23 protein-coding genes are annotated in these 24,019 nt (G+C 38.4%); 2 read left to right on the forward strand and 21 right to left on the reverse strand.

Annotated elements, in window-relative coordinates:
• Positions 1–314: 314 nt before the first annotated feature.
• The 11 genes from COJ96_RS12635 to COJ96_RS12680 all read right to left on the reverse strand — a co-directional run bounded on the left by COJ96_RS12635 (position 315) and on the right by COJ96_RS12680 (position 10,372).
• Positions 315–887, reverse strand: coding sequence for a kinase (locus tag COJ96_RS12635; RefSeq protein WP_098573760.1), 573 nt, complete (start codon positions 885–887; stop codon positions 315–317).
• Positions 888–905: 18 nt separating this feature from the next.
• Positions 906–1,832 (reverse strand): NAD-dependent epimerase/dehydratase family protein, encoded by a 927-nt coding sequence (locus tag COJ96_RS12640; RefSeq protein WP_098573762.1) that lies wholly within the window; start codon positions 1,830–1,832, stop codon positions 906–908.
• A 98-nt stretch (positions 1,833–1,930) separates the two neighbouring features.
• The gene (locus tag COJ96_RS12645) at positions 1,931–3,001 is read right to left on the reverse strand and encodes a phosphotransferase (RefSeq protein ID WP_180230098.1); all 1,071 of its coding nucleotides are present in this window, start codon (positions 2,999–3,001) and stop codon (positions 1,931–1,933) included.
• Positions 3,002–3,029: 28 nt separating this feature from the next.
• Positions 3,030–4,211 carry a carboxylate--amine ligase gene (locus tag COJ96_RS12650; RefSeq protein ID WP_098573767.1) on the reverse strand — a complete coding sequence of 394 codons (1,182 nt, stop codon included), beginning with the start codon at positions 4,209–4,211 and terminating at the stop codon, positions 3,030–3,032.
• A 15-nt stretch (positions 4,212–4,226) separates the two neighbouring features.
• The gene (locus COJ96_RS12655; protein WP_257148502.1) at positions 4,227–5,519 is read right to left on the reverse strand and encodes a glycosyltransferase family 4 protein; all 1,293 of its coding nucleotides are present in this window, start codon (positions 5,517–5,519) and stop codon (positions 4,227–4,229) included.
• Complete coding sequence (locus tag COJ96_RS12660) at positions 5,516–6,172, reverse strand: PIG-L deacetylase family protein (RefSeq protein WP_098573770.1); 657 nt, start codon at positions 6,170–6,172, stop codon at positions 5,516–5,518. The genes COJ96_RS12655 and COJ96_RS12660 overlap by 4 nt, the downstream gene beginning before the upstream one ends.
• A 226-nt stretch (positions 6,173–6,398) precedes the next feature.
• A complete protein-coding gene (locus COJ96_RS28640) occupies positions 6,399–6,566 on the reverse strand; it encodes a hypothetical protein (RefSeq protein WP_180230099.1) in 168 nt (55 codons plus the stop codon).
• 256 nt (positions 6,567–6,822) lie between these two features.
• On the reverse strand, positions 6,823–6,945 hold the full coding sequence (locus COJ96_RS12665; protein ID WP_098573773.1) for a GapA-binding peptide SR1P: 123 nt from the start codon (positions 6,943–6,945) through the stop codon (positions 6,823–6,825).
• 479 nt (positions 6,946–7,424) lie between these two features.
• Positions 7,425–7,880 (reverse strand): N-acetyltransferase, encoded by a 456-nt coding sequence (locus tag COJ96_RS12670; RefSeq protein WP_098573775.1) that lies wholly within the window; start codon positions 7,878–7,880, stop codon positions 7,425–7,427.
• A gap of 199 nt (positions 7,881–8,079) precedes the next feature.
• Entirely contained in the window at positions 8,080–9,036 is a 957-nt protein-coding gene (locus tag COJ96_RS12675; RefSeq protein ID WP_098573777.1) for an N-acetylmuramoyl-L-alanine amidase family protein, read from the reverse strand.
• Positions 9,037–9,280: 244 nt separating this feature from the next.
• Positions 9,281–10,372, reverse strand: a complete 1,092-nt coding sequence (locus COJ96_RS12680; protein ID WP_098573779.1) for a CotH kinase family protein — start codon at positions 10,370–10,372, stop codon at positions 9,281–9,283.
• A 206-nt stretch (positions 10,373–10,578) separates the two neighbouring features.
• Here COJ96_RS12680 and COJ96_RS28260 point away from each other — a divergent pair, with 206 nt between their 5' ends.
• Positions 10,579–11,007, forward strand: coding sequence for a CotG/ExsB N-terminal domain-containing protein (locus tag COJ96_RS28260; RefSeq protein ID WP_142332997.1), 429 nt, complete (start codon positions 10,579–10,581; stop codon positions 11,005–11,007).
• A 72-nt stretch (positions 11,008–11,079) separates the two neighbouring features.
• Here COJ96_RS28260 and COJ96_RS12685 read toward each other — a convergent pair whose 3' ends face one another.
• Positions 11,080–11,802 (reverse strand): DsbA family oxidoreductase, encoded by a 723-nt coding sequence (locus COJ96_RS12685; protein ID WP_098573781.1) that lies wholly within the window; start codon positions 11,800–11,802, stop codon positions 11,080–11,082.
• A 317-nt stretch (positions 11,803–12,119) separates the two neighbouring features.
• On the opposite strand from COJ96_RS12685, the gene COJ96_RS12690 reads away from it, so the two are divergent.
• Positions 12,120–12,848 (forward strand): hypothetical protein, encoded by a 729-nt coding sequence (locus COJ96_RS12690; RefSeq protein ID WP_098573783.1) that lies wholly within the window; start codon positions 12,120–12,122, stop codon positions 12,846–12,848.
• Positions 12,849–12,990: 142 nt separating this feature from the next.
• On the opposite strand, the gene COJ96_RS12695 is transcribed toward COJ96_RS12690, so the two are convergent.
• The 9 genes from COJ96_RS12695 to COJ96_RS28650 all read right to left on the reverse strand — a co-directional run bounded on the left by COJ96_RS12695 (position 12,991) and on the right by COJ96_RS28650 (position 24,015).
• Positions 12,991–13,212 carry a hypothetical protein gene (locus COJ96_RS12695; RefSeq protein WP_098573785.1) on the reverse strand — a complete coding sequence of 74 codons (222 nt, stop codon included), beginning with the start codon at positions 13,210–13,212 and terminating at the stop codon, positions 12,991–12,993.
• Between the two features lie 85 nt (positions 13,213–13,297).
• The gene (locus COJ96_RS12700; RefSeq protein ID WP_098573786.1) at positions 13,298–14,020 is read right to left on the reverse strand and encodes a CBS domain-containing protein; all 723 of its coding nucleotides are present in this window, start codon (positions 14,018–14,020) and stop codon (positions 13,298–13,300) included.
• Positions 14,021–14,099: 79 nt separating this feature from the next.
• On the reverse strand, positions 14,100–14,939 hold the full coding sequence (locus COJ96_RS12705; RefSeq protein ID WP_306460592.1) for a deoxyribonuclease IV: 840 nt from the start codon (positions 14,937–14,939) through the stop codon (positions 14,100–14,102).
• Between the two features lie 69 nt (positions 14,940–15,008).
• Positions 15,009–16,469, reverse strand: coding sequence for a D-alanyl-D-alanine carboxypeptidase/D-alanyl-D-alanine endopeptidase (dacB, locus tag COJ96_RS12710; RefSeq protein ID WP_098573844.1), 1,461 nt, complete (start codon positions 16,467–16,469; stop codon positions 15,009–15,011).
• Between the two features lie 256 nt (positions 16,470–16,725).
• Positions 16,726–18,000, reverse strand: coding sequence for a LysM peptidoglycan-binding domain-containing protein (locus tag COJ96_RS12715; RefSeq protein WP_098573790.1), 1,275 nt, complete (start codon positions 17,998–18,000; stop codon positions 16,726–16,728).
• Positions 18,001–18,097: 97 nt separating this feature from the next.
• On the reverse strand, positions 18,098–20,692 hold the full coding sequence (locus COJ96_RS12720; RefSeq protein ID WP_180230100.1) for a polynucleotide kinase-phosphatase: 2,595 nt from the start codon (positions 20,690–20,692) through the stop codon (positions 18,098–18,100).
• Positions 20,692–22,038: a 3' terminal RNA ribose 2'-O-methyltransferase Hen1 gene (locus tag COJ96_RS12725; protein WP_098573793.1), complete on the reverse strand. Its 1,347-nt coding sequence runs from the start codon at positions 22,036–22,038 to the stop codon at positions 20,692–20,694. The genes COJ96_RS12720 and COJ96_RS12725 overlap by 1 nt, the downstream gene beginning before the upstream one ends.
• 115 nt (positions 22,039–22,153) lie before the next feature.
• On the reverse strand, positions 22,154–23,272 hold the full coding sequence (locus tag COJ96_RS28645) for an immune inhibitor A domain-containing protein (protein WP_180230103.1): 1,119 nt from the start codon (positions 23,270–23,272) through the stop codon (positions 22,154–22,156).
• Entirely contained in the window at positions 23,197–24,015 is an 819-nt protein-coding gene (locus tag COJ96_RS28650; protein WP_180230101.1) for a hypothetical protein, read from the reverse strand. The genes COJ96_RS28645 and COJ96_RS28650 overlap by 76 nt, the downstream gene beginning before the upstream one ends.
• Positions 24,016–24,019: the final 4 nt, after the last annotated feature.

Genomic DNA, 24,019 nt, shown 5'->3' on the forward strand with positions numbered 1-24,019 from the left:
GTTACGTTGGCTCATGTTCTCACTAAATATATAGTAGAAACACGAATGTTATTGTTTGTTTGCACGATTTTGTTTGTTTAGTTTTCAAAGAGCAATTCCACTTCAGTAAGAAGCGACAAAAAATATTATACTATAATTCTTTTAAACAAGTCAACATCTATTTTATAATAAAAAAGTTTATTGCTTGAAGATGTTTAACTGCTCGAAAAGAACTTTCTTATAGTACCATGCAGCTCACTCCAAGTTCAATGAAAAGTTTTTCCAGTAAAACAAAAATGGGCTGTGATTCGCAAACCACAACAGCCCTTTTGTTATTATTTTAAGTCTATCTTTTTCCATTCCTCATATATGGATGGGTTTAATTCCTTCACATGCCCTAAGAACTCATCTAAATAACCAAGTTTTTTTAATCCAGTGAATAATTTAGTCGGGACAGACCTTACAGTAGTCATTGCCCTCTTGTGATCAATCACTTTAATTTCTCCCAGCTCATTAAAAAATATGTGGCGAACCTCGGTGTCAAGTCTAGCAAAACCAACCTTTTTTAATTCCCCTAGCATGAATAATATCTTCATTGCGATTAGCTTGGGTAGTTGCTTTTCTTTTTTTAAGTAGGCTTTTAGATTACCTCCATTCACCAATTCCATTACAATATAATTGGATCCATATTCATAGAGACGGGGGATAACGGAACTTGATTGTCCTATTTGTAGAGCATTTAACTCCTTTTTTTGATTGTCTTCATTAACATATACTTTGACACACTTCTCAGGTGACAATTGAAAAACGGACCCATCTGCACCTTTCCCAAGCATTGGAAAACCGTTCAAATCTTGTAACGTTATTTTGCCATTATTTTTGGCTGCTAATTTATTAAAATCATTCATTTCTTATCTCCTTTTATTTCATTCTTCTTTCAATATCCTTTTATAATAGTTTAATGTTTCATTTAATCCTGTTTGCAAATCAAAGTTAGGTTTCCACGACAAAAGATTCACAGCTTCGGTATTATCCAATCGACTATAACGAATATCCCCTTCGCGTACAGGCATAGGGTTAGGTAATAGATTACTATTAGTTAATGAAGTGATTATTTGATATAGTTGGTTAATGCTTGTTTTAGAATTAGTGCCGATATTGAAAATACCATTTGTTCCCGTTTCAATGGATAATACATTGGCACGCGCGACATCTTTCACATACACAAAATCTCTTGTTTGTTCTCCGTCTCCTGATATATATGGGGCTTCACCATTGAGCACTTTCTTCAAAAAGATGGAGATGACCCCGCCTTCTCCATTAGAAGATTGGCGCGGTCCATATACATTCGCATATCTAAGAATCGTGTAAGGAAGTTGAAAAAGTCGATGAAAGGCCTGAATGTATTGTTCTGAAGTATATTTGCTAATTCCATAAAAGGATAAGGGGTGAACGGGGAATGTTTCCTTTATACTACAGTCATCTTTTTCCCCGTATACTGCACAAGACGAAGAAAATATGAATTTTTTCACGTTAAACTTATAGGAGCAGGCCAATAATCGAATCGTTCCCAGAATATTTTGGTTTGCATCCTCGACTGGATTTTTTATCGAGGAGGCAACATCTACTTGTGCCGCTAAGTGGATCACCACATCCGGTCTTTCTCTTTCAAAAACAGCCTCAATTTTGGGCGACGAGATGTCCATTCTAATGAATCGAACGTTTGGAGGGACAAATGCTTTATTACCAGACCGTAAATTATCTACTACGATCGGTTCATAACCGGATTGAATTAATAAATCAACAACATGCGAACCAATGAATCCAGCTCCCCCAGTTACGAGCACCTTCATCCAAACTCACTACTCACTTTAATTAAACTAAGGGAAGATCGTCTAATCTTTTCCATACAACAAACCCCTTTAAATGTTTATAAACTTTGGGTTCTTCATTAATATAACCCCAGTTCTTTGCCCCAAACCTCTATTTTCTCGAGATATCTCTTGAGGAGAGTGCTCTTACCTCCACCCAACACCTTTTGCAAATGACTAGAGAGCTTTTTTTCAAGCGTTCTTTGTAAATAGGCTTTTTTAAGAAGATTTAGTGGATCCTCATTAAAGGTTATTCCATATTTTAACATCTCTTCACAATAAACTTGCACGCAATTTCTTCGAATCTCTTCTTCACTCTGCTGCCAATCTGAGCGAAAATCTATTAATAATTCAACTAAAACGACTAAATCATACCAGCATGGATAATGTTTCGCAGACTCCCAATCAATTAAAGTAATTTTCCAATTCTCTACATCACGGGCATTTTCACAGCAAATATTATGGACATGGAGGTCGCCATGGATGAGACATTGTCCGGATTCAGTAATTTCAGGAAAAAAAACGGGACCTTTTTTTAATATTTTTTTGATTATTTTATACCTTGGTGCTATCAATTCTGTTAAATTAGGATCTTTCATTGCCCGTTCTAGGTTTTCCTTTGCCTTTTTGATTCCTTTCGTCCTTTCCTTAACCTTTTCCTCGGAATCAAAGTAAGGAAGTGAGGAGTCAAATAGGTCCGCATGCTGTAAAAATCGTTTATCATATGTTATGGCATGAAATTTTGCCACAGTAGGGATAATTTGTTCCAAATGCTTGGGGGCTAATTTTATTTGTCCACGTAACGGCTGTAAGCATTCAGTAAACATCCATGTTTCTTCGCCATTAACGTTCGGTTCCAACCAATACAATTTCGGCATAAACTCTTGATAAATGTTATAGGCTTTTTGATACATATTGATTTCCAACCGATGATTTTCTTTCAGCGGCTGTTTGTATATCTTTAGCACGATGGGAATGAACTCCCGTCCATCTGTTAGAATCAACTTCCAAATACTAGTCTTTTCACGAGTATTTTTAAGGCATTCTATTTTTTCATCTACTAATTTTACTTTTTTATTCAGGACTTTTTTTAGCTTTACTTCCCAATCATATTGTTTCCAACAGCTTAAAACTTCTTCTAAACTATTCAAAAAGAATGTTCCCTCCTTCATTTATTATTTATAACTGTCTTCCCCATAAATTTCGCAAATGGGAAACAAAACTTCGAACAAATGGAAGTGGGTCATTCCAAGCAAAAAGAGCCTCAACTTTTTTACCAGATAAGCTCTTTATCCACTCAAAGAATTTCATTTCCCCTTTTTTGTGTTTTTGGCGAAAGGATAGAAAATCCCGAACAAAGTAAACCCATTTGACCCCTTCTTTCTGCTGTGTCACTGGTGTGGGATTTTGCCCGGTAAGGGATAAATAATACAAGTGAGCCAAATTAACCCCACAAGCAATTGATAACGCTTGAGTTAAACCGATTCTTGAATTGATTTCAATAAATTTCAGTTTTCCATCTCTTGGGTCCCGTTTAAATTCGGCAATAGCTAAGCCTTTGAATTCAATATCTTTCAGAAATGTCGTAGCGAGTTGAATGACTTCTTCGTCCCTAATACTAAGGGCAAGGGCTGTTGATCCAAAATGTGGGGGAAATTGATGTAATTTTTGATTCATCCACAAGCCAACTAAATTCATTTTCTCATCAAAAAATGTTTTCACAGAATAAATGCAATCCTCATTACCAGGGATGACTTCCTGAATCATGAGTTTCCCGAATGGGCGATAAAAAAGGTACTCTTCTCTCAATTTAGAAGGCTCTTCAACAACGATTGCTTTTTTATAGAGTCTATGATCGATATTTGTGCGAAAATGGGAGGAATAAACTGGTTTTAAAATGCAAGGGAAGGTAACTTGATCAATAATTTCTTCGAACTGCTCTTCGTTATTAATAGCAAATGTTTTTGGGCATGGCACATTTGATTTAAGCGCCAATTCGTATGTTAGTCTTTTATCCAATACCGCTTCTACCAGGGTGTGTTTTGGTAATAGAAACCTATAATAGTGGGAAAGGACAAATCTGTTTTTTGAAATAAACTGAACAAAGTCATCAGAACCTGCGTACAGGACTGCCTTTTGTCCTACTTTTTGTGCCAGCCTGGTAAGAAATAAAATTAATGCAGGTCCTTCACTAACTGGATTCGGACAAATTCCACAAGTGGCTAATCGAGTTTTACCAATTTCATATTTTCCTTTCGTATCAAAGGCATATACCTTTATTCCGGTTTGCGCTAAACTTCTTACAATTCCTATACCTGTTGCACTAAGATCAAGTACAACAGCAGGAACATCGTGTCGCATGTTGTTCTCCTCCTTTCATAATAATGATTGATAAACTTCTTCAATTTTCCGAACCATTTTATTAACGGTTAAATGTCGTTGTGCATATGCATAGGCATTTTGTGCTAATTCTTCCCTTAATGATTTTTTTTGTAAGAGGAGCAATAACTTGTCTGCAAGTTGCTTGTAGTTAGCAGGTTCAACGATAATTCCTGAATAGTTATCTTCAATAATCTCTGGAATCCCCCCGCAATTGGTTGTAAGGATTGCCTGATTGCTAAACATTGCTTCGATAATGGAGAGCGGCAGTGTATCACTAGTTGTTGGGAGTACAAAAATGTCTGATTCGCTTAACAACTTGGGTATGTCATTTCTGCTCCCTAAAAAGGTAATATTTTTTAATCTCAACTGTTTTACCTGCTTCTCAAGATCCTTTCTCATTTCACCATCGCCGACAATCCTCACTTCTACATTTTTCAGTTTGTCTTTTATGAGCGCTAACGCTTCAAATAAATACTTATGTCCTTTACGAGGACGAAGCCGTGCGATACAAGTTATGACCGTTTTATTCCTGCTTTTCTTCTGAAAATTCCCTACACCAAAATCAATCCCTGTATGAACAGTAGTTATTTTATTATCCGCTGCACCTAAATTTCCTAGAATTGGACGGAAGATATCGCAAAGGACGATTACTTGATTGGCATTTTTTATGGCATGGCTATCAATCGCCCAAAAATAGTTTTGCTCAACCGAACCTTCCTCCATCAAGTTAAACTTTAATCTGTTTTGGGTCATAAATCCGTGAGGTGTAAAAAGAAGAGGTTTTTGAAAGGATTGGTTAAGCATTCCCAGTACATTAGCTGTATATCGATCTTGTGCGTGGATAATATCGTATTGAGACAGATCAAAATTTTTTAACATCATATAATAACTGGATAATTTGCTGATATTGTGTAGAATTTTTTCATTAAAACTGCCATAACGATTAAGAAAAAATTGTTTAAATTCCTCAGAAAAGTGATTGCGTAATTTCTTCATTTCCTCTGGCGAAAAAGAGTTTAATGCTATTACATCGACACTATGTCCTAAATTTTCCAAGCCAATTTTAAGGGTATTGATATATTTCTGCAAACCGCCTATCAATGGATATTCCCAAAATGTTGTGATTAATATTTTTAATTTTTTGTTTGGTATTTTTGTTGTATAGAAGTGCTCCCTTTTTGTTGCTAGTTCTTGTTCAATAGGTTGATCAATTCCGTAATATTGATCCAATGTAGAGATTAAATATGGAAAAATGGCTGGCATAAAAGGTTGGTCATTTTCGATCATTTCCATACCCTCCTAATGATTTCAAATGCTTCCCCGTATTCGACCCCAACCGTCATACCTCTGATACGCGCCAAATATCTCACACCATCATAGGAACGTGGATGTGGGAATGGTCTCATTTCTACATCATAATATTGAAGAGATCTGATTTTATCTTCTATGGTATCTGTAATATCCACAAAATAATTAGGTTTGAATTCTTTGTCATTTGTATGCTGACTCCATTCACTCGACGAAACCGTTTCAAAACAAAGAATTTCAACCGGATCTTTTCCAGGCAACGGCCGTGCTGCTGTTAACACTGCCTGAAATAATATTTGGTGGTCACGGTTGGTATCACCATAATGATGGGTGAAAATCATGTCAGGAGTATATTTGTCCATCAGGTTCTCAATAGATTTGTTAATTTCAACAAGCGGGATTGTTTCTAGTAATAAATTTGGGAATTCCAGAAATAGAACCTCATCTACTCCTAAGTGTTTATTTGCCTTCAGCATAAATTCTGGTATATGATGCTCCTCTTCCTTCCGCCCCTTAGCAGCAATCACAGTAATGACTTTATAGCCATGATTAATTAATTTCTTAATGGTACCTCCACTTCCAAGAATCTCATCATCAGGATGAGCGGCAATCACAAGCACATTCTTACTCATTAGAAAACCTCAACTCCTGTTAAAATAGTTTTCTTGTAATTATATGTTAATAAGAAGAAGGCGATATGGACAAATATGGTAATAAAGAAAAATAGGCATTTTTAGGAATTCTTGGCTATTTCCTTCTACACTAGATTTTTAATAAAAAAAACATATGCATTCCGCATATGTTCTCTAGAGCTGGAAAACTTTTCAAGTACATTTTCTAAAAAACACCCCTTTCTCATTAGAACCTCGTTAACCTTTTCATGATGTCTGTTTTTCGTTCCCTATCTTTAATTCTGGTTAAATCTAGCGCATACTCATGTCCTTTATTTTTCGATTTTAAGATTTCTCTTATTGCATTTTTTACACTTTCTTCATCATCTATAACCATAATCACCTTACGCAGCATTCTTCCCCACCTCTACATTTCATTTATTTTTCTATAAAAGTTTCAAAGCATGCCCTTTTCCAAAAAAGGGTATGAAATCCATCTAGCGGCATCCATAAAACACTGTACAAGATAAAGTATGCAATAATCGTTTCCGGTACAACCGAAAACGGTTCAAATAAAGCTTTTATGTTGTTGTAAATACGATTGTTGCAGGAACAATAAAAACCGTTCTCATCATTTGAGAACGGTTTTTATTGTATTAATTTATCTTGAATTATTTAGAAGCCTTCTTTTGTTTTTTATCACAGCAAGTGCATTGTCCGTACAAAGTTGATACTTTCTCATTCTCAAATTGCTCAATTGTGTTATTGCAATTTTGGCATATGATAGTTCCCATTAGAAAAACCCCTTTGTTTGAATTTTATTAGATAGACAATTTTAACCTCTTAAAATGTAAGCGGTTTTTACTTGTTGATATTATAATAGTATATCACATTTAGATTGTCAATCGTAAATTGTATAACACATTTCAAGGAATAATCTCGATTGTTAGGAAACTATAAATTTAAGGTACTGGTGCACAAATTTCAGATAACTTGAAAAGTAGATAATCACAAAGATTAATTTACATCTGTCCCTAGTATCGGCCCCACCTACGCCAAATACGCTGACGGCCACGCATGCCATCCAACCCATTATCTATTATAATAGAAAACGCTTACATTTTCAAACTTTAATTGAATTTTCAGAAAAAATTAAATCTAGAATTTATCATTTCCTACACAACGAAGAAAATGGCACCACATAATGGCACCATTCCTATTTTTCTTGTAAACTGCCAAGTTTAATATCACTTTATGCAATCTATCTGACACCTTACCCCACATACTTAATCATTGCGACTTCATCACAACAATCTAACTTAGGACAATTCATACAATCCACCCACACTTTTTCAGGCAAAGTCTCCCTAGCTACGATCTTAAAGCCACATTTTTTGAAAAACTCTGTTTCGTATGTGAAAGACATTACACGGCTAATTCCAAGTTTCGGTGCATCACTTATAATACGATTAACTAATTTGCGACCAATACCTTTTCCAGCATAATCGGGAGAAACAACCAAAGATCGTATCTCTGCCAGGTCTTGTCCTAAAACATGTAATCCTGCAACCCCTAGTATATTATTATCCTCTTTCATAACATACAAACATTGTATATGTTGATAAAGTGATAAATACGTGCGAGGCAATACGGTTCCTTTTTCAGCAAAAATTTGGATTAAATCATAAATATCTTTAACATCACTTGTCACTGCATGGTAAATATCCATTCTGTATCTCCTTTTGTAACATTTATTTATAAATATACAACAATATGTATTTTCATTCAATCGTTTTAAGGAATTACCCTTCAATGATCTTAAGAAAGTGAATGCAACTGCAGCTGACTTTACCTTACAAAGAGATTGAACCGAATAGCAAAAAAAGGGTGTCAGGCACCGTTAGGTGCCTGACACCCTTTTCTAACACCTATTTATTCCTATTGGAGTAGTTTATAATCCCATCTGAAATGTTGGTGACTAAGTTGGTAAGATAGCCGGTGTCGGACAGGTTCTTGTCTTCGCTAGGATTGCTCATAAAGCCCATTTCAATTAACGTACTAGGCACTTTCGACCAATTAAAGCCTGATAGGTCACTGCGAAACGATATCCCATTTACTTTTACAGCTGGATTTTTTTTAGTTTCATCAAGTATAAGCTGGGAAGCCTTTAGACTATCTTGATAAATAGCCTTTGTATATGGATCATCATCAGAAGGAGTTAAGACAGAAAGACCTTTAACATTCCGATTGGTTGACCCATCCGCATGAATCCGCACAAATAAGTCGGCGTGATTTTGATTAGCGATTTCGGCTCTTTCTTTGTTACTCATATTCACATCATGGCTTGTTCGGGTATAAATGACTTTTACTCCTCTTTTTTCAAGCAATTTTCCTAAAATTAGCGAGGCCTCTAACGTTAATTTGTACTCTGGCTTCCCTGTAGCAACTCCAGCCGTTCCACCCGTTACTTTAATTTTATTTTCTAACGCACCCGGTCCTACAGGCTCCTGTCCCAGGTTAGCCGAACGTTGGTGTCCAGGATCAATGACGACTAAAAAGTCCTTTTGCCCTTCCTCTTTTTCTTTTTCTTCTTCATCTGAAGTTTTGATTGTTTCTTGATTTTCTTTACTAAATTCCTGTTTTACAGGTTCTTCGTTCTTTTCTGCTGCTGGGTTATCTTGGCCTTCTGAAGTAAGTTCATTCGTATCAGTTGTTTCTTCCTTAGTTTTTATCGCTGCGATTTTAGCAACTTCTTGTTCCAACTTCACATTCTTCGTTGTTGGGTCATTTCCTCCCTCTTCGATTGGTTGATTGAAGAGAAAGTACACAGGAATCACTGCTAGAAGGATTATGATTGTGATTCCTATTTTTACTGTCTTTGACATTACAACAGAAACTCCTTTCGGCTATTGATCAAATTCATATTGTCTTTTCCAACAATATTTAATGGGCCACAATCATATTATGGGGCCGAGCCATCTTTAATAACATATTATTGAGTAAAATTCCGAATAATTACAGATAGTATTATATTTCGACAAACTCTTTATGAAATCCTACATTTCTAACTTTGAACCACGATAAAAATAACCACCTAGCAAGTAGATGGCTCCTTTTCCTCTGAACACTTCAATTTAGCGCTGCTAATTTCCTGGATAAGTATTTTCTTCTTTCCTCGATATATTTCGTGATGACCGATAATTCCTGGTCGAATTTATCCATATCTTGTTTTTTATATGGGTCCTCTAAGACATAAGGACGAATCAATTGTGAGAGTTTTTCCGCCTTCGGAATCATATGTCCTACTGTAAATTGCTGCTCCATTATCTCCTTTAGGAGCTGTTGATATTGCTTTCTAAAGGTATCCACATATAATAATCGTGCAGTTAATGTATTAAAACCATCAATCGGAACATAATCAGACTCCAACGGTTTCCCATTGACATCCCGGCCCCATGTTGCATCATAGTCCCACGGAATAATCTCAAAAAGGCGTGTTTCACCATTCCTATAAAGGGCATAGTTATGAACAAACCCATCATAGTTTGATGTAAAAATAACACCAGCCACCCAACGGAGATATTTATCAATATCTACAAATTTATGAATTTCTTTTTCAAATTCACTTTTTGAAAATGTATTGATATTAAAGATAAATTCCTGTAAGTAAAAATCATCTTCTGGCGCACCAAATTTTCTTTCATAGCCTAATCGGAGGGATTTTTTTGTTTCTTTGTCCAAATCGCTCATTAGTGAGAAGTTGGCGTCCCCATCAACGGCATAAAAGATACTCCCTTTCGGTAAGTCCCTTCTTGTTAAAAAATTCTCATCCACACTCTCAATTTCCAAATAGACCCCTTCAGCTTTCCCATTCAGATTCAAAAAGATATGATGCGATTGAGGTGATAAAACACCTAGCTCCGCAAAGAAATCAAATGATAGTTTGTTTCTAATAAATGAAGGATCCTTAAATTCCGCATTCAAATGAATATGTTTGGAACCTCTGTAGGTTTTTGGTTTGTAGAAGGAAACCTGGTATGACTTTTTTGAAAAATCACGGATATGTGATCCTCGATAGGCAATATCAATGTCGAGCCGTTTCCCTTCAATTGTTAACTGGGCTGGTATTGGGTCATCAATCCAAATGTCTCTTCTTAGTTCCCGCAGGTCGATGGGTCTAATAAATAGTTTGTATTGCGGTAGTAGTGCTGTCTCGTCCATTATTATATTCCTCCCTCCTATATTCGTATGAGAATTGTAGGAAGGAGGTCCCCGGTTGGACAGCTTTTTTTTCATTGATAGGCCTTTTTCTCACTCAAATGTACCTGTACACACGTAATTTATTAGAAGAAGAGAGAGTTTCTTGGACAAATTTGTCAATCAGATATGTACTCCCTTTTCAAGCTTAAAGGAGGTGCTAAGTTACTATGAGCGATTTTTCAGCTGAAGATATTGAAAGAGCGGCAGATGAAGTAAGACGAGGCGAATTTTGGGACTTTATGTTCCGTGACCCTAGTCAAGACCGTCGCACTACACGAAGAAGGACATCTAGACGTAAAACATCCAGACAGCAAATGACATCACGGATGAACACATCTAGACGTAATACATCAAGAAACCGTAACACTTCAAGAAACCGAAATACTTCTAGAAATCGTAATACTTCTAGAAATCGTAATACTTCAAGAAACCGAAATACATCACGCCGAAATACTTCCAGAAGGTGTACCTCAAGACGAAGAACTTCTAGATGCTGCAGATGGACAGGATGGCGTCGAGGTTATAGATGCAATTCTATCATCAATCGTTGTTGGAAGGATGGCAACATGTGGAATTTAAGAGTCCGCAACCGCTAATAAGGTATTTATAAAATAAAATGGGAAAGGAAACTTGTCTTCCTTTCCCATCCTTAATTTATGAAACAATCTCTACTTTTTCTCTGGAATAACACAATTGCCATCCGCACAACTAACATCTTCCTCGGTTGAAAGATCTTGCAGAACTGGAACCGGTGACTCTTCTTCCCAAACTTTTTGCAACGCTCCGATAAAGGTTTCTGTAGGTTGGGCACCTGAAATTGCATATTTTTGATTAATGACAAAGTACGGTACCCCGCGAACACCATACTGCTGGGCAAGGGATTCATCATTGCGGACATCAACCGCAAACGCATTTTTATCATTTAAGACATTCAATACTTCTTGTCGATTTAAACCTGCTGCTTCAGCAATATCTGCAAGTGTTTCAATTTCCCCAATATGCTTCGACTCTGTAAAATAGGCACGGAGAAGTTTTTCTGAGACGAGCGCTTCTTTTCCTTGTGTTTCTGCAAATTTGGCCAAACGGTGGGCATCAAATGTATTCGTTGGCTTCATTTCATCAAAATTAAACGTCAAGCCAACAGTGGCTGCCTGCTGACCGACCCCCTGATTCGCTTGTTTCGCTTGCTCCAAACTCATCCCGTATTTATGTGCCAACACCTCATGAATACTTTGATCAATCTTTTTAGGCGAATTGGGGTCAAGCTCAAAACTTTTGAATTCTACTTCTACTTGATCCTTGTGAGGAAATTGATCCAAAGCTAATTCTAATCGGCGTTTTCCTATATAACAAAACGGACATACATAATCAGACCAAACTTCAATTTTCATTTCGGCACCTCCATTTCTTCTGATAAGTTATATAGTACCACAAGGAGAGTGAAATCCAATTCATGATGCTCACTGAAATAGTTTGGGGATTGTTAAATGGGTCACTTTAGGATATGCAAAAAATAATGCCTCAAGTAGTTGATCATCAACCGGTTAAAGGGACAATGTAGCAAGCGATAAAATCGTCGTTCCATTTTGTGAAAGAGAGTAAAAGCAGTGGTTGAAGAAGAATATACATTCAAATTATAAGAAAAGAATAAATCGTTCAAATTTGGTAATAATAACCTCGGGTTAACATAGAAAGGATGGGATGTTTGATGTCGTTAGAATGGTTTGACAGAGTATGTGGAGAACTGCAAGAACACCTGGAATCTATTTGTGAAGAATATGATCAGGTTGGTCAAATGACCGTTGAAAGAGCTGCCAAACATCCGAGGATTGAGTTTTATGTCGATACCGCAGATGTTGATACGGAAGAGTTGGAGCGTGATTATTTCTGCTCATTGTTCTTTGATCCTCAAAACGAGGAATTTTACATCGATACCTTTGATGTGGACACCGGACATACGGCGAAGGTCATCCTTTCAGATATAGAGGACATTATCGAGGAAGTTCACGCCAGTCTGCATGATTATATGAACGGCGATGACCATTATACAGATGATGGGGTCTATCTTCAGACTTCCGAGGTCTATGATGAGGATGATGGTGAGATTGAAACCGTTTATGTGGATGATGACGACGAAGAAGAGTATTACGAAGCGGAACAAGTCAACAGTGACGACATCTTTGAGGAAATTGATGTAGATTGGTCTACACCGGAGGTAACAGCCTTTAAACATGAAGATGAAGTCGAAGTCACCTATCAATTCGGATTGGTTCAAGCCACTGGTGACGGTGTCCTCAAACGTGTTAATCGAATCTGGACAACTGATGATGAATTAATTAAAGATGAATCCCATTTTATTTTTAGCAAAGAAGAAGCAACCACCATCATCGCCATGATTGCCTCGCATATGGATCAATTAAGTGAGTTTGAATTTTAAGCTAAGTTGCACGAGCATACCTGCCGGTGTGCTCGTTATTGCTCATTTCTAGTTGATTGATTGTAACCTTTTCGATCCAATCATTGAAGGGGTAACACAGCCGATAAATAAAAGCTCTCCCTTTTAAGGAGAACCTTAACTGTTATTCCATAATGATCCCTTTTTGATAATCCTGCATAAACGTCTCAACCGTTTCTTTAGCTGCCTCGTTTAATTCAAACACTTGGACAAGGATTTCATTTCGATTGTCGACAGACAAAATATTAACATCATTGAACCGATTGACTTCCATTTGCACTCTTAAATCTTCCGCTATACTGTTCGCTTGAAATTGCTCATTGATGAGAAATCGGTAATTTCGCATAAATTCACCCTTCCTTTTTGAAAGAATACCATTACACTAGTTTTTCCGATATTAATTGAATTTATTGATTTCAAGCGAGAGAAGATTACTCTACTGTGTAATCTATTTGTATTAAATCCCATGGGGTAATCATACCCAATGGTGCCTCATCCATTTTCCCATTCTCAGTGATGATTACACCTTCGATCTTTCGTTTTTTCTTATGTGCTTTTTCAAAAATATTTTCAATCTCAAAGATATTAATCTCTTTGGAAACTATTTCTAATGGATATTCTTTCTCAAAATTCATGATTTCTGCCACTTGGATATCGGCAAAATTAACTAGACCACTCTCCAGATTTTGTGCCATCCATTTCACAATTGAACTTGAGGTAAGTAAGCCCATACATTTTTTGTTTTTATAGACGGGAAACTTCGAATAACCGTACTGCTTAATTGCGGCGGTTACTTTTAAGATACTGTCGTGATAATCAAAGAACACCACTTTCTTCGTAGCAATCGATAGTGCATAATTAGGTCGGTTAAACACATTAGCGATTTTTTCAATATGAGAAACGACCTTTGCATTAGGCTCCGCAATATAAAAGCCAATTTCCATTTTCTCGTGAACAATGGCGTTCCGAAGCCGAGCATATTGCTCTAAGTCTTTTTTATACGTTTCAATCATTTGATATTTTTTTGCGCCAACCTTCACGAGGACGACGAATCTATCATCATTTATTTGAACGATATCCCGCAACGCATCGTGTACTTGGTTAAAAGCTACTTCAAAACGTTCAGAAAGAAGCTGTCCTTGTTTTTTATTCATATTTTTTTGCTCTCCCACGGAATAACTATTTATCATTATATTTATAGTAAAATTAATACTTCAAATTTTCAAGAAATTATTACCCCCACTTTTGCTTGAGCATTTCAATTTCTTCTCTATGAGTCATACCTTCATCATCAGGAGTTTCTAGGACTAAGGGGATTCCCTTAAAAACAGGTGATGTAATTAGTTCCATTAATTGCTGGGCTTTGATTAGGCCATTCGTGTGGAAAATGTTTGCGTGCCGATCTTTCTTTGAGCCTGTTGGGTATTTCGAGTTATTTAAATGAATGGCCTTTAACTCGGCATAGTATCCTAAACTTTCCCCTTTTTCGAGCAGATCACCTGAATTTTCCCCTGTCCAAAGGCCGCTCGCAAAGGCATGGCAGGTATCGAGGCAAAAACCAATCTTTTCCGGATAATCACATAGATTTCTAATTTGGACCAGTTCCTCAAAGGTTGTTCCTAAAGCTCCTTTTGTACCAGCATTATTCTCTATCAGTATCAAACAGTCTCCATCCCACTGACTGAGTACTCCATTTAACATCGCAAGCATTAAATGATAACTTGCTAGTGGATCAGTTTGGCTAATTTGGCTTCCATAATGGACCACGACCCCAATGGACCCACAGGCATTGGCAATTTCTAAATCATTTAAAAGGGAAGCGATTGTTAATTTCCGCTTGTCCTCAGAAGGTGTTAAACTTGTGGAATATGGTGTATGAGCAATCGATTGAAGTTGATGCTGTTTGCAAAATTGTTTACAGTTTTTCGCATCTTCTCGGTCGAAATCCTTGATGAAAAGGCTTCTCGGGTTTTTCGGAAAATATTGAAAAGCGGATGCACAGTTTGCAACCGCTTGTTTTGCTGCTCCTAAATATCCGTTTCTAATGCTAACATGACTGCCATAGATCATCATTGAGTCTCCATCCGTACTTTTTACAAATAGGGTTTGTTGAGCATGACTATTCTATTCGAATTAGGTTAATTATTGATTGGCTATTATAGTTAGCATACGATCCTCTACCTTTTTCCCTTTAGTATCTTCAAGTAAATTATTTAATAGAATCGAAAAGATTAAGGTTTGTCCACTTTTCGTTTTTATGTATCCTGATATAGAACTCACCGTAGAGATGGTTCCTGTTTTTGCCTTTACCCTTCCTCGGACAAGAGGATCTTTTAAGCGATTTCTTAAGGTCCCGCCTTCCATCTTTCCAGGTGCCCCAGCGACTGGTAATGACTGAAGATAGCTCGAAAACCACTTTTCTTTCTGCACGGCAAACAACAGTTGCGTTAGTTGGTTTGCTGGTATCAGATTGACATGCGAAACACCGGACCCATCTCGCAGCACCAATGTTTTGGGGTTAACCCCAAATTTGACTAATTCGGAATTTAATACTTCCAATCCGTTTTCCCAACTCCCTTTTCCCTTCACAACCTTGCCCATTTCCTTCATTAATATTTCCGCATGGACGTTGTTGCTTAGTTTCATAAAAGGAACCATTAGCTCAGATAATGGTATCGAATGATAGGTTGTAAACATTTTTGCGGTGTCAGGCACCATTCCTGTTTTTAGTTTTCCAGTCACTTGAATTCCGTGTTCTGTTAACGATTGTTTTAATAGGGACATGGCATATTTTGTTGGATCCCAGACACCAATCCAGTCCTGTTCCGGTTTTGCCTTGATTGGGATTGTTCCTTTGATGGTGATGGCATTTTTTGCGTGTACCCGCTCGACCGTGATATTCTTTTTACCTTCCTCTGCACCGGTGACGGCGTGATTGACGATTTTTAGATAATTGGTTTTCGGGGTCAGTTTTATGATTGGCTTGTCACCTTTTTTCGTTGCAGGTTGGACGACAACTTTGACCGATCCAGCATCAAAGTCTTGGGTTGGTGATGCTGTTAGTGCCGAAATCTGTGCCCCATAATGGGTGGTTTCATCGCTCCAGGGCAGGTCGAGTGAATAGCGGACACCATCATACCAGGTATCATCGCCGACGATATTTCCGTTTATTTTTTTGATGCCATGTTTTTTGATTTCAACAGCTATTTGATCAAAATCGGATTTCAATAATGTTGGGTCGCCCTTCCCTTTTAAATAGAGATTTCCGTTGAGAGTTTTCTTTTTCAACGCGCCATCTGTATATATCTCCGTCGTGAACGTGTAATCTTCGCCAAGGATATGTAGGGCGGCAGCGGCAGTTAATAGCTTCATGTTCGAAGCGGGTCTTAAGCGGACATCGCCTTGATGGGAATAGATGATTTTTCCATCTTCAGCAGAACGGATACTAACCCCAGCAATAGCCCCCTTTAATGCTAGCTCGTTATTGATTAGTTGATCCATCTGTTGGACCATTTTTTCGTGACCATACATAGCATTTACTTTTATTGAAGATGGAATCATCAATATTAAAATAAGAATGTAATATTTAAATCTTTTGCTCAAGCTTTGCTTCCAGCCTTTCCTTTTTCCTAAAAGTTTGTCCGAAAAAAACAAATAATATCATCAATGCCCTTTTTAATAGGACAACCGTTAGATTTCCAGAATATGTCTAATTGTACTAAACCCTTTGAAAATGGTACAAAACACCCAATATTTTGTACAAAAGGCAGTAAAATTTCCACTAAACTATCCCAAAATTGTACAAAACCACCTTAAAATTGTACAAAAGCAAAATTCCCTCACCAATCGTAGTGTAATTTTACACCATTCTCCTCACCACATTAAAATTTTTTCTAAGATATGCCCAATTCTGAGGTGCCGGTAAGCTAATTTGCCAAAAAGTCGTGCCCGCTAATCGATAAATACCCATTAAGTTATACTTTTCTATATAACTGCGAATATCTTCAAACCAAACGATATGTTCCTTCCCACCAGGCCAATAGCGATACCATGGTGCTTTCGCTGTAGCATCAAATTCAATCGGTTCGCCAACAGCAATCGCTTGATTTTGTGCAGCATTTACAGATAGGGCACGTGTTTGATTCGTCCCAACAACCTTGTCATACCCATACAACGCCAACGCGATTTGTAACTTACGAGGATTAATCTGCGTAAGTGAGTATTGAATGACTTGCTCCAGCCACGGAATCGGGGCAATTGGATCAGGAGGTCCTCCAGGGTAACCATAATCCATTGTCATCACGGCAATTAAATCAACTACATTACCAATCCCAGCATAATCGTATGCACCGATAATTCGATTTGTCGGTATATCAGCTGTTTTCGCATGAACATTTACATGTAATATCAATTGTCCTAAACTCCTTTTTAATGCCGTAAGAAACAATATAAAGTCATTCCGTCGTGCAGGAGGAATAAATTCAAAGTCAATACTAACGCCCCCAAACCCACGTTGTTTCGTTAAATTCACAATACTTGCCACTAGATTGGCACGATATGTTGGATTTTCGAGCACCCTTCCAGCCAACTCCGCACTAAAATCAGTTCCCACCAAATTTCTAATCATCATCAATGGGACGACCTTCAATTGATTGCTTTTAGCAACTATGGCTGAATCCTCGACCATATTAAAGGCATATCCCTCCTTTGTAAAAGAATAAGCGACCACTGCCAAATAAGTAAGTTGCCCCGCAATAGAATTCAAGGTTGCCAGATTTGCAGCTACGGAGGAAGGTACTAAAAATCCAAGTGTCGTAAGATCCGATTTCATCGGAGATGGCACATTGATGATTTGACCTATTAACAATTGAGTTGGATTCAAACCGGGATTTGCGGCCAGAATGTCTGCCGGATGACTGTTAAATTGCTTAGCTATTTTCCAGATATGATCGCCGGCTTTAATTCGATACGCGTGAAGTGGAGGCAGATGATCCGGGAGATATAATGCAAGTCCTGGAGTGAGTGCATTAGATGATGGCAATCCATTCAGTGCGACAATCGTTTGGGTCGCAACACCATACTTTGTGGAAATCTTCCATAAATTTTCACCAGCAGCCACAATATGAACAGCCATGTTCTCACACTCCTTTTTTACTATCATATGGGCATGAGATGTTAAGTTATTACATAGAAAAAGCGAACTTGCAATAGACAAGTTCGCCCTTTTGTACCTATAATCGTGGATCAATTGGATCCGATTCCAACGCGAGAACCCCAAACACACATTCATGGTAACGCTCCAATGACTCCCTCCCAACAAAGCGCTTGACTGCTTCCACACCTAAGGAAAATTCCTTTAAGGCATTGCGTTGTTTCTTACCAGCATTTCGCTGCTTTAGCCGGGACAGATTCTCTGGTTGTAAGTAATCGATGCCGTAGATAATATGCAAATACTTGCGGCCTCTGACTTTAATAGCCGGTTGTACCAGCTTACCTTTATGACGGGCCACAAAGACTTTCGGTTTAACAACAAAGCCTTCATGCCCTTCTTCAGTCATTTCTTCCCACCAAACGATTGCCGCCTTCATGGAGTCCTCGTCGGTCACAATCCGATATTCCGTTTCCATAAACAAATCAGAAAGGACACTGAATTCTTTATTTTTCTCCATATGCCAGGTATGCGGTTTATCGAAAAATGTTTCATTACTATGAGCTAGAGTATGAAAAGGAGCAATTTGAATGCCTGCTAACCCTTCTGTGTCCCAGCAATACTTTTGATACACATCGTTAAACACTTTTGCATTGTGAATCTTTTCATCCGTTTCCAAGAGCCAACTGGCCACATCCTTGCCGTTAGCAGCGGCTTTCTCCAGTTGTTCTTTTAATTTATTGCGATCGAGTAACGCCATTTCGCCCACATGTGCATATTGATTCATGATTAGTTCTTTTGCTTTTAGATTCCAAGGCAGGATCTCAGCATCCATTAGGACAAAATCTGTGTTGTATGTTTCAAAATAACTTTTTAAATCGGCATGCAGAGTTTGTAAAATTTGTGCCTCCAGCTCTTTTTTGAAAAAGGCCCGGCCAGTCCGCGTATAAATCGAACCTAATGTTTCTCTGCCGATATACTCTTTGGCTGCTTCCTTATGTTTAAAAAGAAGTAAAATGCCGCGGCTGCCCATATGTTTTTTCTCCACAATCATCGTATCAATGCCATTTGCCTGATAGTAGTCAAACGCTTCTTGCGGGTGCTCTAAGTATCCCGCTAAATTCGAAGGTTTCGGAGTTGGGCTCATTGTCGGCGGTAAATAGACAATCTCCTCAAGCGGCAGGGTGTAATGAGAAAAGTCGTCCAAGGCGGATTTGGCCACATCCTTATAAATAGCGATCTCCCCATACTGTTCGGTTAACACCGAGAACCCATTAATTAACTTACCTAAATTAGGAGGGGCAAGCCGCATTTGTTCCCATTCCTTAATTGGGTTGTCAGGAACATTAGCATAATCCTGTTTAGCGGCCACAGAAACAAACTGTTTTTCTGGAAAACGATAGGCGGTTAGCCTCCCGCCAAATACCACTCCTTGGTCAATGTTAAGTGTGTTATTTACCAATAGTGGCTGCGGCTTTGGATCATGACCCCAAATAATTAATTCTTGTGATCTGTGATCAATGGTCCAGTCTTTTCGCCGCGGCTTGCCATTTTCATCAATCCCCTCTGAATCTCCGTACCGGCAAAAATCAGAAATGCGCTGCGATTGTTTGCCAATATACCCATCTCTTATGCCTGCATGTGTTGCGACCGCCACGTTTACACCATTTTTTTGGATAACCAAATGCGATTTCGAAGCAAGGAGAAGTTCCTTTAAATCTGCTCTTAATTGCTCAGTAGCTTCTTTACCTAATTCGCGCTCATACTCAAGAAATTCAGCTTCGACTTTCTCATCACCATGTGCCAGGTTCACCTTTCGTCCATCCAGCCAGCGGGCAATTTTCCAGCCATGGTTGCTATCTATCATGTAGGCAATGCCAGCATCTACATGTTTTTTGAAAAATTGCATAGTTTCCAGCGACCTTGGTCCACGGCTCATGACATCACCAAGTGAAAGGATTCTCCTTCCCTCAGGATGATGGAACAAGCCCTCCTCGTTTTCCTCATAGCCCAGCTTAGTTATCAATTCGATAAACTCTTCAAAACAGCCATGAATATCCCCAATAAAATCAATGCCATTACCCACATCGATGAAAAAAGAATTCGCAAGCCGCCCTATATCCAATGCCTCAAGCTCCCGTTCATCTAAAATATAGGTGCGGTGAAAGCTTTCCTTCTTAATAAACCTAAGCGTTCGCTTGAAGTGCTGGTATTGCTGTTTGAGCCGATTCTTCCCGCGTGGAAAATCCCGTTCCTTATCACGAGAAAGGATTTCTTTTTCCGTTACATTTAACACAATCGCGATGACGGGGACATGATATTTCTTACCTAGACGAAGATAACGCTCACGATCCTCTTCTTTTAAGTGTGTCGCGTCAATTATCGTTAGTTTATTTAAACGGCACCGCTTCCCAATTAAATATTCCATCGCATCAAATGCTTCGTTTGAAATCCGGTAGTATTCATCAAATAAGACATCCGCTTCATCCTTTGGACGCTGATTCCACGTGATAAATTCTACATCACTGACGAGAACCCGGAATTGATCGGAACTTACAACTTCCGAAACTTGAATCTTCTTTTCATGGACGAGCCGGTTTAATAACGTGGTTTTGCCGCTATTCGAAGGTCCGACAATGAGGACAATTCCAGCATAGGGTAAGTGAATTTTGGTCATTATTGCCCCTCCTCTCTTGAAAAGATAGCCATCTGCGTCGGTTGACCAAAAATTGGATGTTCTTCGCCAATGCCTTGAAAACGTACTTGATATGGATAGGAACTTGCCCAAGTTTCACATTTCCCCGTAAACTCTGCCCTCGTCCATTCAAAGCGGTGATCATGATGTCTCATTGACTCATCCATATCATAAACCTCATTATATTCTTGATTCGGTGTCGTCACGATCAACACTTCTGGTCGATAGTCTTTAAAAATCGTCTCGAATACCCTTAGTAACCGATATTCATCAATATGTTCAATCACTTCACAAAGAATCATAACATCTTTGTTGAGAAGGCGTTCATCATAATAAAATAGTGAGCCTGCTAATAACTGAGGATCCACAAATCCACGTTTTTCTTTTGCTTGATTAAATCTGTCTAATGCCTTTAACCGCGCTCGATTCGATGGCTCGACTGAAAGAATTTCCTGCACTCCTTCAATAAATCCTAACTTAACTGATAACTTTCCTTCCCCAGCACCTAAGTCAACAATGGTTTGTTTTTTGGTCAAAGCTTCAACATATTTAATAATCGCTTCGTAGCGAAGATCATTTAAACGTATTTTCGGCGGCTCGTTTCCCTCCTCTTTTTTCGTTTCTTTTTCATAGAACTTTGACTGTGAAATCATTTTTTGGAACCGTAAAGAACGATTTAATATCAACAACTTTTGTGGGTGGTTCTCTAACCAGCCTTCACCGTATCGGTCAAACTTCTCTAGTTCTCGTTCATCAATAAAATAATGTTTATAGTTATCGATAACCGGAATCAGAATCGAAAGTTGTTTGAGTGCATTCTGAAGTGTTTGTTTCCCTAAAAGGGTGATAAACCTTGCTGAGCTTTTTTCACGGATAAAACTTTCTCCATATTCTATGTTGACTGCATAACCGATTGGTGCAAATAACGCTTCCAGCTCACGGTTGCTTAAATCCGTGGCCACCGGACCAAAAGATAATTCCATGTCAAAGGGATGTTCGACCCATGAGGCATATTCCTCCTTCGGTTTTCCATTTAAGGCAGTCCCCAATGCTTTTCGAATGGAGGTAACAAAGATACTGCTTGCTGCAAACTCGCGGTCATTTATGTAGTGAGTAATATCATATAAATCGGATGTATTCTTAACCAAATCAATCGGGTCTGTTTTTACAAAAATGATGAACTGTACTTCTTCGCTAGAAAAAATTGGATAAACCAGGCGGACGGTTAGCCCTTTTTCTCCGCGTTCATAAAGATTATTTGGATTCTTGGCTAGAAGATAAGAAACAGCTTCTGCTCCTGGGCCTCTAACCGTTATGGATAGCTGCAATTTTCACACCACTTTCATGGTTCTATATTTTTAAGTCATATTTTATCACAATTTCCCAAAAATGGAATTAAGGGAAAAATTAAAACCCGAGTTCCAAAGGAACCCGGGCTGACCTTTACTTACTAGATTCATTAAAGTTATAGAAGAATTTTGCTGTAATTGAGCCATCCTTGTTTTCTTTAATATCGGTTACATGGATGCCGGAATCGGCAGGTGTCGAACTATAGCCTTTCCAGAAATAGTAGGAACCAGTATGAACATTCCCGGAAACAGGAGTAAGATTGCTGCCTGTCTTAAAGAAGTCTCCGGCATTTCCACGGTTCACATTCTTTTCAAGCTCATACTTACCATCCGCTTGTAAGATAGATAATCCGTAGTGTGTGACAATATCGCCATTGCTAGCTGTTTGTGATTGATTGAACTGGAAGCGCTTATTCATCCAGTTTTCCACATTATTCGGACGGAAGCCAGCTGTTTGATAGAGTGATAGAACATTTTCATCGACATGCCAAGCTACTAGTCCATGAGCATCTGCACCCTCACGAATTAACCCTTTGTTAAAACCTTTCTGCTGAACATTTTCAAATAAGAAATATTCAGTACCGTTAGATCCAGGCACTTCCATCTTCACAATTCCATTTTCTGCAGTGGCCGCATTGACCGGTGGCAATGTAATTGTTTTAATACCATCAGTAGGCTTAACTTCTTTTGGTGAAGCCCAGCCAAGGAAAATTTTTGAATATGGATCAAAATGGACTGGCGAGTTACCAGAGTATGCAGCGGCATCTGGATATCTCATCCAAGAACCACCTGCCATCATGGAGTAGTTACCAACACCCTCTGATGTGTAAACCGTATCATAGAAATCGGGAAGACCTAAGGCATGTCCAAATTCATGGGCAAATACACCAGGCTGTCCAGGGAATGGACCTGTTTTCGATGCTTCGTCATAACCGCCGGTTGCTTCATTGTATCCGGCAACGTTACCACCGATTTCCGGCTGGATATTGTAATTATCTACATAAACACCGTCAAAAGTGTGGTCCTCAACAAACTTTGAATACCATGTATTCCACTCTTCATCGGTTTCAACGCCGTCTTGGTTTAAATCCGCTGCAGGTTTCCCTGTTTCATAATACTTTCCGTAATATGAAGCACTTAGCGCATTCCATTTATGCGACCAAATTTGGGCAGGGCCTGCACTAAATTCTGCTCCTGTTCCTTCATGAACGATAAATACGTTTGGAACTTCTCCATCAACAGCATATTTTGAAAAACTACTACACTATCTGCTGCTTTAAATAGGTCTGTCACTAATTCACCATTATGGGCATCTCCATTAACGTTGCCATATTTATACTTACCATTTTCAGCGTACTTACCTTCTTGATCTAGATAGTAGGAAGCCCCTTTTGGAAGTTCGACCCAAACAAGATCGGTATTATCTTTCTTTACTAGTGTCACTTTTCCATAACTAGATTCCTTGTAAATATTTTGCATTGTACTATTTGTTGGTGCTTTTACCCCATTAAATTCAGCGTACTGCTTGAATTCATCTAATTGGTATGGATCATAATGATCACCAAAAATCAAATCCTCAAAATATTTGGCTGGTACTTGTCCTGGTACATCCCCCTTTGGCTCATCTCCATCTTTGAACTTTGCCAAAATTACTAGAACCGGTACATTTCCAGTTGCCTTTTGATTTACAACATGGTTATCCCCAGCCTGCTGAAATTTCGTCCCCTTATTGTTTGCTACTTTCTCAGCAGGATCTACTTTTGATAGATCTTTCCCTAATTCCTTTGCCTTAGCGGCTAATTCGGGGGATGCCCCAACATAATGAGCAAGACTCAAATCATATGTACTTTGTGCTTTAGTTACCTTAGGCTGCAAATCGGTAGATTGATAGCCAGTTAGGGTAAGACTACCAGCTAACGCTAAGGCAAATGCAGATTTTGATAGGACTTTTAACAAGAAC

The organism is Bacillus sp. AFS073361 (assembly GCF_002567005.1).
Taxonomy (GTDB): domain Bacteria; phylum Bacillota; class Bacilli; order Bacillales; family Cytobacillaceae; genus Neobacillus.

What these genes read in the sequence shown, in the direction of transcription:
- COJ96_RS12635 (WP_098573760.1), bottom strand. Translation starts at nt 887, where the DNA reads ATGAATGATTTTAATAAATTAGCAGCCAAAAATAATGGCAAAATAACG.
- COJ96_RS12640 (WP_098573762.1), bottom strand. Translation starts at nt 1,832, where the DNA reads ATGAAGGTGCTCGTAACTGGGGGAGCTGGATTCATTGGTTCGCATGTT.
- COJ96_RS12650 (WP_098573767.1), bottom strand. Translation starts at nt 4,211, where the DNA reads ATGCGACACGATGTTCCTGCTGTTGTACTTGATCTTAGTGCAACAGGT.
- COJ96_RS12655 (WP_257148502.1), bottom strand. Translation starts at nt 5,519, where the DNA reads ATGATCGAAAATGACCAACCTTTTATGCCAGCCATTTTTCCATATTTA.
- COJ96_RS12660 (WP_098573770.1), bottom strand. Translation starts at nt 6,172, where the DNA reads ATGAGTAAGAATGTGCTTGTGATTGCCGCTCATCCTGATGATGAGATT.
- COJ96_RS28640 (WP_180230099.1), bottom strand. Translation starts at nt 6,566, where the DNA reads ATGCTGCGTAAGGTGATTATGGTTATAGATGATGAAGAAAGTGTAAAA.
- COJ96_RS12665 (WP_098573773.1), bottom strand. Translation starts at nt 6,945, where the DNA reads ATGGGAACTATCATATGCCAAAATTGCAATAACACAATTGAGCAATTT.
- COJ96_RS12670 (WP_098573775.1), bottom strand. Translation starts at nt 7,880, where the DNA reads ATGGATATTTACCATGCAGTGACAAGTGATGTTAAAGATATTTATGAT.
- COJ96_RS12675 (WP_098573777.1), bottom strand. Translation starts at nt 9,036, where the DNA reads ATGTCAAAGACAGTAAAAATAGGAATCACAATCATAATCCTTCTAGCA.
- COJ96_RS12680 (WP_098573779.1), bottom strand. Translation starts at nt 10,372, where the DNA reads ATGGACGAGACAGCACTACTACCGCAATACAAACTATTTATTAGACCC.
- COJ96_RS28260 (WP_142332997.1), top strand. Translation starts at nt 10,579, where the DNA reads ATGAGCGATTTTTCAGCTGAAGATATTGAAAGAGCGGCAGATGAAGTA.
- COJ96_RS12685 (WP_098573781.1), bottom strand. Translation starts at nt 11,802, where the DNA reads ATGAAAATTGAAGTTTGGTCTGATTATGTATGTCCGTTTTGTTATATA.
- COJ96_RS12690 (WP_098573783.1), top strand. Translation starts at nt 12,120, where the DNA reads ATGTCGTTAGAATGGTTTGACAGAGTATGTGGAGAACTGCAAGAACAC.
- COJ96_RS12695 (WP_098573785.1), bottom strand. Translation starts at nt 13,212, where the DNA reads ATGCGAAATTACCGATTTCTCATCAATGAGCAATTTCAAGCGAACAGT.
- COJ96_RS12700 (WP_098573786.1), bottom strand. Translation starts at nt 14,020, where the DNA reads ATGAATAAAAAACAAGGACAGCTTCTTTCTGAACGTTTTGAAGTAGCT.
- COJ96_RS12705 (WP_306460592.1), bottom strand. Translation starts at nt 14,939, where the DNA reads ATGATGATCTATGGCAGTCATGTTAGCATTAGAAACGGATATTTAGGA.
- COJ96_RS12715 (WP_098573790.1), bottom strand. Translation starts at nt 18,000, where the DNA reads ATGGCTGTTCATATTGTGGCTGCTGGTGAAAATTTATGGAAGATTTCC.
- COJ96_RS12720 (WP_180230100.1), bottom strand. Translation starts at nt 20,692, where the DNA reads ATGACCAAAATTCACTTACCCTATGCTGGAATTGTCCTCATTGTCGGA.